The sequence below is a fragment of the Massilia frigida genome, assembly GCF_011682175.1.
Lineage (GTDB): Bacteria > Pseudomonadota > Gammaproteobacteria > Burkholderiales > Burkholderiaceae_D > Telluria_A > Telluria_A frigida.
In genome coordinates, this window is sequence record NZ_WHJG01000009.1 from 172,541 (window position 1) to 186,075 (window position 13,535).

Here is a 13,535-nt window from a genome sequence, read left to right on the forward strand (position 1 = left end):
CAGACTCGCTGCATGCTTAGCACGGCCTACCAACGTTTCCGTACCAAGCTGAGCCAGCTGTACGGACTGTCGATCTATGGCGCGCTGATACTGGTCGTTGTCGGCGGACTGGTCATTCCCGCCATCATCGGCAGCTACGTGCTGATCGGGGTGCAGGAGCGGGCGGCGGCCAAGGCGGTGCTCAACGAATCGCTGCGCCGCAATGCCGACATCCTTGCCCTCGGCATGCAGGAGTCGCTCTGGAACATGAATGCCGAGTCGGCCCAGTCGCTGGTCGAATCGGTGATGCGCGATCCGTCGGTGCTGCACATCCAGGTGATCGGCCAGTCCGACGCCCAGTTCATGAACGTCCACTCGGCCCAGCGTCCGGTGGGCCATATCTACCGCGCCGAGCGCGACATCCTGGTGCGCGGCGAGCGCATTGGCGTGGTGGTGGTCGAGATGGACGACGCCCGCAGCCAGCAGGAATTGCGCAGCAAGCAGTCCAACTATGCCTTCGTGCTGGCGTTCCAGCTGGCCGTGTCGCTGGCCCTGATCGTCCTGTTCCTCAACAAGCGCCTGCTGGTGCCGCTGCGCCAGCTGATGAAGTTTTCCGACCGCCTCTCGCACGGCGACTTCGAGACGCGCCTGGACCTCGAAGGCAGCGATGAACTGGGCCGCTTGGCCAAGCAGATGGAGCAGATGCGGGTCGCCATCAAGCACCTGTTCGAGGACATCGGCCGGCGCGAGGAGCGCTTTCGCACCATCGTCACCCAGGTTCCCGGTGCGGTGTTCCGGGTGCGTCCGGGCGGCTCGGTCGATTTTGTCAGCGACGCCATCGAAGACATTTCCGGCTACCCGGCGGCGCTGTTCATGCGCGGCACGACCGACGCCTGGTCGGACCTGATCTGCCCCGAAGACCGGCGCATGCAAAGCCGCACCGTACGCGAAGCGATGAGCAGCGGACGCCCGTACGACATCGAATACCGCATCAGCGACGCCAGCGGCATCGAGCGCTGGGTGTCCGAGAACGGCCAGCCGCAAGCGGGCGCCGTGCCCGAAAAATCGTGGGTGGACGGGATCATTTCGGACATCAGCGAACGCAAACACAACGAGATGCGCATCGAGGCGCTGCTGACCGAGCAAAGCGCGATCCTCGACAACGTCATGTTCGGCGTGATGTTCGTGCGCGAACGCCGCATCGTGTCGGCCAACCGCCGCTGCGAAGACCTGTTCGGCTACGCCAGCGGCGAGATGACGGGCAAGCTGGCCGACATCCTGTACCCGAGCCACGACGAATTCGTGCGCGCCGGCGAGCAGCAATACCCGGCCCTGGCCGAGGGCAAGGACTACAACGAAGAACGCCAGTACGTGAAGCAAGACGGTACCCTGTTCTGGTGCCGCGTGAGCGGCTGCGCGCTCGACCCGGCGCGCCCCAACGGCGGCAGCATCTGGGTCTATGCCGACATTACCGAGCGGCGCGAGGCCGAGGAAAAACTGCGCCTGTCGGCCACGGTGCTCGAACACATCGCCGATGCCGTCATGGTGATCGACGTCGACCTGGCCATCGTCGCCGTCAATCCGGCCTTCAGCCGGATCACCGGCTTCAGCGAGCGCGACGCGGTCGGCAAGGATGTGCGCCTGACCCGTTCGCCCACCGAGAACGCTGCCGTGTACCAGCAGATGTGGGCCGAACTGGGCGAGGCGGGTTTCTGGCGCGGCGAGCGCTGGGACACGCGCAAGAATGGCGAAACCTATTTGCAGTGGCTCACCGTGTCGGCGGTGCGCGACGATCAAGGCGTCACGACGCACTATGTGGCCGTGTTCAGCGACATCACCAAGGTCAAGGAATCGCAGGAGCAGCTCGATCACATGGCGCACCACGATTCGCTCACGGCGCTGCCCAACCGCCTGCTGTTCCACGACCGCCTGCTGCACGCGCTCAAGCGCGCCGCGCGCGACGGCCAGCAGCTGGCGGTGCTGTTCATCGACCTGGATCGCTTCAAGAACGTCAACGACACGCTCGGCCACCACGTCGGCGACGAGCTGCTCAAGCAGGTCGCTGCGGCCTTGCAGGGCAAGCTGCGCGAAGGCGACACCCTGGCGCGCCTGGGCGGCGACGAATTCATCGTCCTGCTCGAAAACATCAGCGGCCAGGCCGGGGCCGGCCTGGTGGCCGAAAAACTGATGGCCATGTTCGAGCAGCCCTTCATCGTGTCCGATTACGAGTTGTTCGTTACCGGCAGCGTCGGCATCAGCGTGTTCCCGGACGACGCGGCCGACCTGAATATGTTGATCCGCAATGCCGACGTGGCCATGTACCAGGCCAAGGCGCGCGGGCGCAATGGCTACCAGTTCTATGCGCCGTCGATGACGGGCGAGGGCGTCGAGCGCCTGCGCCTGGAAGCGATGCTGCGCCGCTCGATCGACAGGAACGAGATCTTCCTCAATTACCAGCCGCAGGTGGAAATCGATACGGGCCGCCTGATCGGGGTCGAGGCGCTGGTGCGCTGGAATAATCCGGAACTGGGCAACGTGCCGCCGGTGCGCTTCATTCCGCTGGCCGAGGACACCGGTTTCATCAACCAGCTCGGCAAGTGGGTGCTGGACGAAGCCTGCCGCCAGATGATCCGCTGGGAAGCGGCCGGCCTGCACGTGCCGAAAATCGCGGTCAACCTGTCAGTCAAGCAGTTCGAGCGCGGCAGCATCGTCAACATGGTGGCCGATATCCTCAAGGAGACCGGCCTGGCGCCCCAGCGCCTGCAGCTCGAAGTGACCGAGTCGGTGATCATGAATACCGGCGACGCGCTGGTCTTCATCAACGACCTGCATTCGATCGGCGTGGGACTGGCGATCGACGATTTCGGCACCGGCTATTCGTCGCTGGCCTACCTCAAGCAGTTGCCGGTGCAGACGCTCAAAATCGACCGCAGCTTCATCAAGGATATCTCGACCGACGTGAACGACGAGGCGATCGCGATCGCCATCATCCAGCTTGGCAAGAGCATGAACCTGTCGGTGATTGCCGAGGGCGTCGAGACCGAGGAGCAGGCCGCCTTCTTGCTGCGCCATGGCTGCAACCAGGCGCAGGGTTACCTGTACAGCCGCCCCGAGCTGCCCGAGACGATCCTGGCGCGCTGGCCGGCGCGCCTGCCGCCGTAAACACGCGCCGCCCGCGCCGGGCGGGCGGCATGCTACAGTGCCATTCCCCGCGCACGCCATGAGAATGCAATGACCCAGAGCACACCCAAGAACAAGAACCGCCGCCGTTTCCTGCTTGGCGGCCTCGCTGCCGGCGGCGCCCTGGTGGTGGGCTGGGGCATCCAGCCGCCGCGCCAGCGCCTGCACACGGCGCAGCCCTTGCCGGTATCCGGCGGCGCCGTGGCCCTGAACGGCTGGGTGGCGATCGCACCCGACGGCACGGTGTCGGTGGTGGTGCCGCGCTGCGAAATGGGGCAGGGCGTGAACACCGCGCTGCCGATGCTGCTGGCCGAGGAGCTCGACGTGCCGCTGGCGCAGGTGCGCATCACCCAGGCGCCGATCGACAAGATCTTCAGCAATCTCGAAGTGCTGCGCGAGAACCTGCCGTTCCATCCCGACGATCGCGGCAGCCTCAAGGAAGGCGCGCAATGGATGCTATCCAAAGTTGCGCGCGAGCTGGGGATCATGATGACCGGCGGGTCGAGCAGCATCAAGGATGCCTGGCTGCCGATGCGCGAAGCGGGCGCCGTCGCGCGCGCGATGCTGATCGCCGCGGCGGCACAGGAATGGGGCGTGCCGGCCGCGCAGTGCAAGGGCAAGGGCGGCTTCGTGGTCCACCCGGGCGGCAAGCGCGCCTCGTACGGCAGCCTGGCCGCGAAGGCGGCGGCGGCCGGCCTGGATATCGCCGCGTCCGACGTGCGCCTCAAGGAAGCCGGCGAATTCACCCTGATCGGCACGCCCCAGGCGCGCCGCGATTCGCCGGCCAAGGTCAATGGCAGCGCCATGTTCGGGATCGACGCGCGCCCGCCCGGCATGCTGTATGCGGCGCTGACGATGTCGCCGGTGGTGGGCGGCACGCTTGCCTCGTTCGATGCCGCCAAGGCGAAGGCGATGCCGGGCGTGGTGGGCGTGGTCGATGTGTCGTCCGCGCTGTCTGGCAAAACCGGCGCCGGCGCGGGCGTGGCGGTGATCGCCAGCTCGTACTGGCGCGCGCGCCAGGCCCTGGGCGCGCTGGGCGTCAAGTGGAACGAGGGCGCCAATGCCGGTTTGTCGAGCGCCGATATTTTCAGGCAGTTCGCCAGCGCGCTCGATACCGAGTCGGGTTTCACCTATTACTCGAATGGCGACGTGGCGTTGGCCAAGGGCGCGGTCAAGACCAAGGTCGAGACCATCCACGCCGAATACCGCGCGCCGTTCCTCGCGCATGCGACCATGGAGCCGATGAACTGCACCGCGCAGGTCGCGGGCGGCAAGGTGATGCTGTGGGCCTCGACCCAGGTGCCGAGCATCTGCGTCGACGTGGCGGCCAAGGTGGCGGGCGTGAACCGCGCCGACGTGTCGATCGATGTGCTGCTGCTGGGCGGCGGCTTCGGGCGCCGGCTGGAGGTGGACATGGTGGCGCAGGCCGTGGCCATCGCCATGGCGGCCGGCGGCAAGCCGGTGCAGCTGGTCTGGTCGCGCGAGGATGACATGACGCACGATGTGTACCGTCCGGCCGCGCTGGCGCGTTTCACCGGCAGCGTGGATGCCAGGGGCGGCATCGTCAGCTACGACAACAAGTCGGTCAGCGGCTCGATCGGCCACCAGTATTTCCCGCGCAACCTGGGCTTGCCCGGCATCGGTCCGGACAAGACCACGGCCGAAGGCGAGTACGACATGCAGTACGAGATCGACAACCAGCGCGTGGTGCACGTGATCGTCGACAGCCAGGTGCCGCTCGGCTACTGGCGCTCGGTCGGCCACTCGCACAATGCGTTTTTCAAGGAGAGCTTCATCGACGAACTGGCGCATGCCGCCGGCCAGGATGGGGCGCCGTTCCGGCGCGCGCTGCTGGCACGTCATCCGCGCCATCTGGCGGTGCTCGATGCCGCCCTGGCCAAGGCCGGCACGGCGCCGGCAGGCCGCGCGCACGGCGTGGCGCTGCACCAGTCGTTCGGCAGCATCGTGGCGCAGGTGGCCGAGGTGTCGGTGACGGACAAGCAGATCCGCGTGCACCGCGTGGTGTGTGCGATCGATTGCGGCCTGGCGGTCAATCCGAACATCATCGCGCAGCAGATGGAGTCGGCGGTGGTGTTTGGCTTGTCGGCCGCGCTGGGAGGGGAGATCACGCTCAAGAACGGGCGCGTCGAGCAAAGCAATTTTGGCGACTATCCGGTGCTGCGGATCGACAGCGCGCCCGAGGTGGAGACGGTGATCATCAAGAGTGCCGAGCCGCCCGAGGGCGTGGGCGAGCCGGGTACGCCGCCGATCGCGCCGGCTGTGGCCAATGCGCTGTTCAAACTGACCGGGCAGCGCTTGCGCAGCCTGCCGCTGCGCCTGGCGTAACGGCGGCCCGCGTTTAGTTGGTGCGCGCCGGCTTGCGCGCCCGGCGCGCTATCCGAGCATCCTGGCCAGGGCGATGAGGCACGCCTATGCGGCTTTGACTACGGGCGTGCGCACCATGCTCATTTTTTTGCGGCTGCTTTGCCTGCCCTGGCGGCTTTGCGCGGCGCGTCGTCGCTGTCGGCGTTGGCGAGCTGCTTGAACGCGTCGCTCGACTGCACCGCGGCGCTCATGCGCGCCATCAGTTCGGCGTCGGCCAACCCGATCCTGATCCGCTGCGCTACGCGCGCGGGATTGTTGTGCTCCTCGCTCAGGGCGGCGATCTCCGCCTCGCTCAATTCGCCGGCGATCATGCGCGCCTCGATGGCGGCGATTTCTTCGAACTTGATCTCGTTGCGGATCGCTTTGGAGAAGCGCCGCAGCTCCTCGCCGATGCCGGCGGTCGCCTCATCGTTGAACGCGGCCGCCATTTCCAGTCCGCGCGTTTCGATGTCGGCCATGTTCTTGTCGAAGTCATCGCGCGCGCGCGGCCAGCCGAGCATCATGGCCAGGGCCTGCGCCTCTTTCGAGCCGGCTGGCGGCTGGGGCGGCACGACAGGAGACGGCACACTGCCATCCTTGCGTTCCCTGATTTCTTCGATGCGCTTGGCCATATAGGCCGCTACCACGGGCGGCTGTTTCAGCAGCGCCGGCGTGACTTTGTTGATGATCGTCTGGCCGAGCGGGCTGTGCGCCTGCGCGATCAGTTCCTGCACATCGGACTCCTGCAAGTGTTTTTGGTAGCTCTCGATGGCGACCGGTTCGATCTTGTCCCAGGCAACCTGCTGGCGGACGAAGGCGCTGGTGCGCTCGAAGCGGGCCTTGAGTTTTGCCTTTTCCTTGGGATCGCTCTCGCCCTGCCACTCCCTCGCTTCGATCTCCAGCATCGCGTCGGTTGCGGCGACGACCATGCGCGCCGAGTTGGCCATCTCGAAATAGCGGCGCAGGGTTTCTTCGGTGGCTGGCGCGGCATGGGCGCCATGCGCCAGGGCCAGCAAGACAATACATGCCTGCGCGAGCGCGCGCGCGGCGTTGATGAACGGTGTATGCAAAACGTGGTTTCCGGGGTGTCGGTACTGTTGAAAGGCGGCCCCCCGCTGAAAGCGAGGCCGCCGCTGTGCGCATGCCTGTTATTTGCTGGCGGCCTTCTTGCCTGCCTTGGCCGGTTTGGCCGCGGCTTGTTCGCCCGCGAGCTGTTTCTTCAGCTCTTCCGACTTCAGGGCGGCGCCCGCGCGGCCCATCAGTTCCGCTTCGATCTGCTCGATATTGTGGCGTTGCGCGAAGCGCGCCGGATTCTTGTTTTCGGCCGTGAGCGCGACGATGTCCGCTTCGCTCATTTCCTCGGCGATCATGCGCGCCTGGGCGGCTGCCACCTCTTCAAACCTGAATTCGGTGCGGACCGCCGTGGCGAAGCGGCGCACGCGCTTGGCCAGGTCGGTATTGCCCTGGCTCTCGAACGATGCCGCCTGTTCCAGCGACTTGTCGGCCACCTGCGCCATGCCCTTGGTGAACTGCGCGCGCGCGCCTGGCCATTCGAGCATCATGGCCTGGGCCAGGGCTTCCTTCGAGCCGGCCGCCGGCTGCGGCAGCGCGACGGGCGGCGGCACGGTGTCGTCCGTGCGCGCTTTCATTTCCTGCATGCGCTTGGACACATAGCCATCGATCACCGCCGGTTGCATCTGCAGTACCGGGTTGATCTTCTCGAGGAAGGTTTGACCGAACGGGCTTTGCGCCATGACGATCATGTCTTTCACATCCGACTCCTGCAAGTATTGCTGATAGTCGGCGATGGCCTTCGGTCCGAACACGGTCGCGACGACATGCTTGCGCACGATCCCGTACAGGCGCTCGTAGCGCGCGGTCAGCTTGGCCTTTTCCCTGGCGTCGTTCTCGGCCTGCAAGGCGCCGCCCTCCTTGCGCAGCATGGCTTTGGCCGCCGTGTCGGCGATGCGCTCGGATTTGGCGACCTCGAAATAGCGCTGCAGGCTTTCCTTGGTGGCCGGTTCGGCGTGGGCTGCCTGCGACAGGGCCAGGGTGACGATGCATGCTTGCGCGAGCGAACGCGCGATGGTGGTGAACAGTGGTTGCAAGATAGGCTTTCGTGAGGGTTGAAATAAGGTGAATCGATGGGCGATGCCGCCGCCGTGCCGCGCTTACATGGCGCCCATCATGCGGCCCTGGAATTCCTGCTCGGCCTGGCGCACCTTGCGCAACTGTGCCTGGCGTTCAGGGCGGCGGTTGTCTTCGATCAGCAAGTTGATCTCGTCGGCGCTGAGCGCATTGCCGAGCATGCGCGCCTTGAGGGCGGTGACGTTGTCGAAGGAGAGGCGCTTTTTCACGCTGGCCACTGCGCGTGCGATCCGGGCCCGGCTTTTGGCGGTTTCGTTCCTGGTGAGGGCGCTGGCCATCATGTCCACGGTCGGCGCGATGCGCCCCTCGAACTCTTCCTTTTCGCCAGGAATGGCGCGCAGGAAGGTTTGTAGCAGCGCATCGTTCGGTCCGGGCGCCGGCATGGCGGGAAGGGGTTTGGGCGGCCCTTTGCGGTTGGTGAGCTCGGACAGCACCGCCGTCATGTATTGCTGGATTGCCGGCAGCTGTGCCAGCAGCGCCGGAATCATTTTCTGGTTGCTCACTTTCCCGGCCGGGCTGTTGGCGTGCGCGATCATTTCCTGCACATCGCTGTCGCTCAGCTCTTGCAGATAGCTCTCGACGGCGAGCGGCTCCAGCTTTTCCCACGTCATTTTCGTGCTGACCACCTCGTTGAAGTGGTCCATGACCATTTTCTTGCTGGCCTTTTGCACCGGATCGCTTTCCTTGCGCCAGTCCTCCTCGTAGCCTTTCTTGAACGCCTCGGTCGAAATGCTCAAGTGACGTTCGGTGCCGGCGAGCCGGAAATACTCGCGTAGGCCCGCTTCGGTGGCCGGCGCCGCCTGGGCGGCCTGGCACAGCACCAGGCTGGCGAGGGCAAGGTGGGTGACGAAGCGGACTGCTGAAGATAAAGGTGTGCGCATGAAGGTTCTTTTGCAGGTAGTGGTGCGTGGATTACGGCCGGCGCGCCAGCGCGGTGTCGCGCAGCCACCGGTTGGAGGCGGGAACGAACAGCAGGACCGTCCCGGCCAGCACGATGAACTGGCTCGTGACCGACAGCGAGCCGTACAGGGTTGACACCGCGAACGCCGTCTTGAAGGCATTGAGGGAATTAATGAAGCCGATGACGACCAGCACCAGCCAGATCCAGCGTGCCACGTTCGAGGCGCGCGCGATAAAGTACATCAGCAGCAGCATGATGAGGGTGCCGATGACGAGGCTGGCGTACACGAAGCTCGTCATCAAGCCCGAGGCGAGCGACACGCTCTGGGCGGCCAGTACCTCGGGCATGTAGATCACCGAGAGGACCATGCCGGCCAGCGAGGCGGCCACGCACAGCGCCAGGCCTACCGTCGCGGCAACGGGACGTGGCGGCAGCGCCATTGCCACAGGCGCCGCCTGCGGCAAGGCGCCCGGCGGCGCGTAGGGATGGTAGGCCTGGCCGCCGGCCAGGGCGGCGCCTTGGTTGGCCGGCGCCGTTGCCGCCTGTTGGCGCGGATTGTTGCGCAGCTCCTTGAGGCGGCGGAACCACGCATTGCTCGACGGCGCGAACAGCAGGCAGGTGAGCACGGCAAACACCAGGTACAGGGCGAATTTGCCCATGGCCGCGTCCGGCGCGTAGTCGAACATCGCGGCCTCCCACATCAGCGCCATCCCGCTGCCGGCCAGCATGCATACCAGCAACCACACCCAGCGCGCCCAGCCGCGCCCGAAGGCGATCAGCGCCAGCACGCCGCCCATCAGCGCCGCGATGAACAGGATGGTGTTCATGTCGCTGGCGCGCAGGGCTTCGTAGGGAGCTGTCGTTTCCTCGGCCACACTGAGCGTGTAGTTCACCCGGTCCGACAGGAAGGCGAGGTCGATCGCGGCGGCCAGCACGATGCACAGGGCGATCAGCATCAGCGTCACCAGCAGCAAGCGCGGGCGCGGCGCGGCAACGCCATAGTTGGCCGCGGCCGCGAACAAGCCGCCGGCGGGAATGAGGTCTGGGGAAGACTGCGTGTTCATGGCGTTCTCGTCGAGAAGGTTGGGGCGGGCACCGGCATCGAAACCGGTGCAACGCCTGGGGGTGCTGCCCGGGACTGGGCCATGACGAAAATGTACACACATCCGCGCCCCAGGTCCATCGGCACCCGCGTGCGCCGGGCGGCGGATGCGCGGAAGATTATTTCAGGAACGTCGCCAGCGGCAGCCGGGTGTCGCACGCCTGTTTCGCGGCCTTGGCCTTGGCCTTGGCCAGCCACAGCGCCGCTTCGTCGGCATTGGCGGCCACGCCTTCGCCATGGCGCAGCGCGCGCGCGTAGCGGCACTGGCCAGGTGCGTGCGCCGCTTCGGCGGCCTGCTGGTACAGCGCCACCGCCTTGTCGCGGTCGGCAGCGGCGCCGTGGCCCACGAACAGCATGTCGCCCAGGTTCACCGTGCCGTCCAGGTTGCCGCCCTCGTGGGCGCGCCCGAAATAGTCGAGCGCTTTCTTCACGTCTTTCGGCAAGACCTTGCCGTTCTTGTAGAAGGTGCCCAGGTTGTTGAGCGAGGCCGGATTGCCCTGGCGCGCGGCGCGTTCGTACCAGGCTACCGCCTTGCGCTGGTCGGCCGGGCCGCCGCGGCCGAACTGGTACATCACGCCCAAGTGGTGCTGGGCCTGGCTTTCTTCGCCGGCCGCGGCCAGCGACAGCCACAGGCGCGCCTTGGCGTAGTCGCGCGGCACGCCTTCCTCGCCGGTCAGGTAGATCATGCCGAGGATCGACTGGGCGCGCACGCTGGGTGTATCGGCCTGGGCCGCCTGCAGCAGCAGCTTGAGGCCGCCGGGGCCGTCGCGCGCCACGTCCAGGCCGAAGAACAGGGCCTGGCCGGCGTAGAAGGCGCTGTTGGCGTCGCCCAGCGCGGCGCCCTGGCGCCACAGGCGCAGCGCTTCGGCCGGGTCCTTGGCCACGCCGCTGCCGTTGGCGTGGCGCACGCCCAGCGCCAGGTAGGCGTCCGGATAGTTGGCGGCGGCCGCCTTGCGCGTCCATTCGAGCGACTTGGCGGCGTCGGCCGGCACGCCCAGGCCGTCGCGCAGCATCAGGCCCAGGTTGAACTGCGATTCGCTGTGGCCCTGTTCGGCCAGCGGCAGCCACTGGGTGTAGGCGGCGGCGTGGCGTCCGGCGGTCGAGTGTTCGAGGCCCAGGTCGCGCCGCAGTTCGCCATCTTCGGTCAGCTTGCCGTTCTGGACCAGCACGCCGTATTGGGGCGTGCTCTTGGCGGCATCCGTGGCCGGCGCGCTGGCGCAGCCGGACAAAAAGAGGGCGACAGCCACGCTGGCGAGGAGGGGGCGGAGGGCGATGTTCATGGGGTGGGCGTCTGCTGGTAAAAGAGGGTGGGTTACTTGCCGAGGCTATCGGCGGCGGCGCGGTCGAGCTTGCGCAGGCGCTCGAGCGCCTTGCGCCGTGCCGGCTGGTCCTGGCGCAGGGTGTGCAGCACCACCAGGCTGGTCCAGGCGTTGGCCGAGCCCGGATCGAGGGCGACCGATTTGTTCAGGGCGATCAGCGCCTTGGCAAAATTACGCTTTTGCAGGTAGCGCACGCCCAGCCCGTGCCAGGCGGCGGCGTAGGTGGGATCGAGGCGGATCGCGCGCCGGCTGGCGTTGACGGCGTCATCGATGCGTCCGATCGAGGCCATCGAATTGCTCATGCCGTGCCAGACGGCCGGGTCGTCGGCGCGCTGCCGCACGGCGGTGCGGTAGACCTGCAGCGCGTAGGCGTACTTGCCTTGCGCATGCAGCAGCGAGGCGAGCGCGACGGCGGTATTTTCGCGCGCCGGCGCCAGTTCCAGCGCCTTGCGGTAATCCTGTTCGGCTTCCGGCATCTGGCCGAGTTTTTCGTGCACGGTGCCGAGCGTGTGCCAGGCGAAGCTGCTGGCCGGATCGAGTTCGATGGCGTTCAGCAAGGCGGCGCGGGCCGGCTCGTACTTGCCGGAGGCGGCCAGCACCGCGCCGAGGTTCTCGGCCACGGCCGGCAGGGTCGGGTCGGCCTTGTGGGCGCGCTCGTAGTAGCTGATGGCCGCCTCGCGCTTGTCGCGGCTGTTGGCGATGATGCCCAGCTCGTTGAGGGTCTGGGCGTCGTCCGGCGCCAGGGTCAGGGCGCGCTTGAGCGAGGTTTCGGCCTCGGCCGTCTTGTCGAGGTGGTGCAGGGCCTTGCCGAGGTAGTACCAGGCGCGCGCCGAGCCCGGATTGCTGCGGGTCCAGGCGCGCGCCAGCGGCAGCACCTCGGTCCAGCGCTGCTCGACGACCAGGGCGGCGATGGTGCTGTCGCCCAGGCTGTCGATCCGGGCGCGCACGGTGTCGTCCGCGGGCGGCTGCGGCGCGGCGCCGTGGGCGGCCAGCGACATGGCCAGGCAGGCGGCGGCGATAGCGGTTTTCATCAGGGCGGTGCGGGCGGAAAGGAGCATGGTGTCGGCGGTCAGGTGGATGAAGCTCAGGTCGATTCTTCGTTGTCGGAAGTGTTCCTGGAAGCGTTTTTGCGATCCTTCTTGAATTCCTTCTTGAAATTCAGGTAAGCGGGCGTCTTCATGATCTTGGCAAACTGCGGATCTTCGTCAAGCGCCAGCTGGCGCGCGTCGGCCCGTACCAGCGTATCGAACAGTTGCTGCTGGTATTTGTTTTTGGTCACCGTATTGGCTTTGAGATACACCGTGGCGCGCGTTTCGTAAAAATTGTCGAGCACCGAGGCGTCTTCGATCGGCGAGACGGTCTTGAAGCACTGTTCGATCTGGGCGATGGCTTCTTCGTGCTGGGCGACGCTGGTGGCCACTGCGCTTTGTTCGTAGGCCAGCATGTTGTGGCAGGCGCGGCGCGCGGCGCGCACCACGTTGAACTCGGCCAGGTAGGGCCAGTCGTTGGAGCCGAGCACGTCGACGCTCTGGCGGCAGGTGGCCACCGCCGCTTCCTGCTCGCCCATTTCGTACAGGACGAAGCGCTTGAAGTCGAGCACGTAGGCCCATTGCGATTTCTCGTCGTAGGCCGGGTCGACCCGGGTCAATGCTTTTTCGAGCTCCTGCACCACTTCCCTGACGCTGGCGTAGCGCTTCTCGCTCATGGCTTTCTGCGCTACTTTCATGCGGGCGTCGAAGTAGTCGTCGAAGCCGGCGCCGCTTTGGGCGAGCTTGGCATCGGCCTTGGCGGCCGCAGGCGCGCCGGCGGCCAAGGTGTGGCCGCTCAGGGCGGCGGTCAGGATCAGGCAGAAGAGTCGTTTAGTGTTCATTCGGGCGCGCGGTGATCCAATCCGGCAGCGGTGTTGCGCGCCGGCAGGCTGTGGCCGGCGTCGCTCCCGATGTCGTTTTAGAAGAGTTTCAATAATTACACGAGGTCGACAGAATACCAGTAAATGGTGCTCTAAGGACAATATTCGTGCAAGTGCAATGTGATACGAGGTCGGGAAGAAGGCCGGGTGCGGCCCTTGGGCGTAAAAAATCCCCGGCTCGCGGGGATGGGGCAGACGGTTCGAGTGGTGGGCCGGTTAGTTGAAAAATTTTGCAGCGGCGAAGGCGAGGCCTGCCATGGCGACGGAGAGTCCTGCCAGCGCGATGCCAGTCCTGACGAACCATTTGAGCATGGTTGCCTCAAGTGCCGCTATCGATGCTTTCAGCGAGGATTCCACCGTCGCTATCGATACTTTCAGCGAGGATTCCAGCGTCGCTATCGATACTCGCAGCGAGGCTTCCACCGCCGCCAGGTCTGCCTTGGTGACGTAATTGGAACGAATCACGGCAACATCGCGCTCAACGTTATCAAGACGTTCGAGAATTTTTTCTGTCACCGCCTCAAGTTTGACAATGCGGGCTTCCATGTGGTCCATCATCTGCGCCTTCAAAAAAGTTGTCAACCAAGCTATGCCATGGTCGGCTATCCCTCTTCCGGAGCGGTTGACTTGACT

10 protein-coding genes are annotated in these 13,535 nt (G+C 66.0%); 2 read left to right on the forward strand and 8 right to left on the reverse strand.

Going from position 1 to position 13,535, the window contains the following annotated elements:
• Window positions 1-12: 12 nt before the first annotated feature.
• Both F2P44_RS11820 and F2P44_RS11825 read left to right on the forward strand, forming a co-directional pair.
• Entirely contained in the window at window positions 13-3,141 is a 3,129-nt protein-coding gene (locus F2P44_RS11820) for an EAL domain-containing protein (protein WP_167086892.1), read from the forward strand.
• A 69-nt stretch (window positions 3,142-3,210) separates the two neighbouring features.
• Window positions 3,211-5,505, forward strand: a complete 2,295-nt coding sequence (locus F2P44_RS11825) for a xanthine dehydrogenase family protein molybdopterin-binding subunit (RefSeq protein ID WP_167086893.1) — start codon at window positions 3,211-3,213, stop codon at window positions 5,503-5,505.
• A 119-nt stretch (window positions 5,506-5,624) separates the two neighbouring features.
• Here the strand turns inward: F2P44_RS11825 and F2P44_RS11830 are convergent, their stop codons facing one another.
• From F2P44_RS11830 to F2P44_RS11865, 8 genes are all read right to left on the reverse strand, one after another.
• Window positions 5,625-6,593: a DUF2059 domain-containing protein gene (locus tag F2P44_RS11830; protein WP_167086894.1), complete on the reverse strand. Its 969-nt coding sequence runs from the start codon at window positions 6,591-6,593 to the stop codon at window positions 5,625-5,627.
• Between the two features lie 78 nt (window positions 6,594-6,671).
• Complete coding sequence (locus F2P44_RS11835; RefSeq protein WP_167086895.1) at window positions 6,672-7,631, reverse strand: DUF2059 domain-containing protein; 960 nt, start codon at window positions 7,629-7,631, stop codon at window positions 6,672-6,674.
• A gap of 63 nt (window positions 7,632-7,694) precedes the next feature.
• Window positions 7,695-8,552: a DUF2059 domain-containing protein gene (locus F2P44_RS11840; protein WP_167086896.1), complete on the reverse strand. Its 858-nt coding sequence runs from the start codon at window positions 8,550-8,552 to the stop codon at window positions 7,695-7,697.
• Between the two features lie 31 nt (window positions 8,553-8,583).
• Complete coding sequence (locus F2P44_RS11845) at window positions 8,584-9,636, reverse strand: hypothetical protein (protein ID WP_167086897.1); 1,053 nt, start codon at window positions 9,634-9,636, stop codon at window positions 8,584-8,586.
• A 157-nt stretch (window positions 9,637-9,793) separates the two neighbouring features.
• On the reverse strand, window positions 9,794-10,954 hold the full coding sequence (locus F2P44_RS11850) for a tetratricopeptide repeat protein (protein ID WP_167086898.1): 1,161 nt from the start codon (window positions 10,952-10,954) through the stop codon (window positions 9,794-9,796).
• Window positions 10,955-10,986: 32 nt separating this feature from the next.
• On the reverse strand, window positions 10,987-12,051 hold the full coding sequence (locus F2P44_RS11855) for a tetratricopeptide repeat protein (RefSeq protein ID WP_167086899.1): 1,065 nt from the start codon (window positions 12,049-12,051) through the stop codon (window positions 10,987-10,989).
• A gap of 26 nt (window positions 12,052-12,077) precedes the next feature.
• Window positions 12,078-12,863, reverse strand: coding sequence for a hypothetical protein (locus tag F2P44_RS11860; protein WP_167086900.1), 786 nt, complete (start codon window positions 12,861-12,863; stop codon window positions 12,078-12,080).
• Window positions 12,864-13,118: 255 nt separating this feature from the next.
• Window positions 13,119-13,460, reverse strand: coding sequence for a hypothetical protein (locus F2P44_RS11865; RefSeq protein ID WP_167086901.1), 342 nt, complete (start codon window positions 13,458-13,460; stop codon window positions 13,119-13,121).
• Window positions 13,461-13,535: the final 75 nt, after the last annotated feature.

Bases quoted from the DNA above. Each gene is read 5' to 3' on its own strand.
- F2P44_RS11820 (WP_167086892.1), top strand. From the start codon at position 13: ATGCTTAGCACGGCCTACCAACGTTTCCGTACCAAGCTGAGCCAGCTG.
- F2P44_RS11825 (WP_167086893.1), top strand. From the start codon at position 3,211: ATGACCCAGAGCACACCCAAGAACAAGAACCGCCGCCGTTTCCTGCTT.
- F2P44_RS11840 (WP_167086896.1), bottom strand. From the start codon at position 8,552: ATGCGCACACCTTTATCTTCAGCAGTCCGCTTCGTCACCCACCTTGCC.
- F2P44_RS11845 (WP_167086897.1), bottom strand. From the start codon at position 9,636: ATGAACACGCAGTCTTCCCCAGACCTCATTCCCGCCGGCGGCTTGTTC.
- F2P44_RS11850 (WP_167086898.1), bottom strand. From the start codon at position 10,954: ATGAACATCGCCCTCCGCCCCCTCCTCGCCAGCGTGGCTGTCGCCCTC.
- F2P44_RS11855 (WP_167086899.1), bottom strand. From the start codon at position 12,051: ATGCTCCTTTCCGCCCGCACCGCCCTGATGAAAACCGCTATCGCCGCC.
- F2P44_RS11860 (WP_167086900.1), bottom strand. From the start codon at position 12,863: ATGAACACTAAACGACTCTTCTGCCTGATCCTGACCGCCGCCCTGAGC.
- F2P44_RS11865 (WP_167086901.1), bottom strand. From the start codon at position 13,460: ATGATGGACCACATGGAAGCCCGCATTGTCAAACTTGAGGCGGTGACA.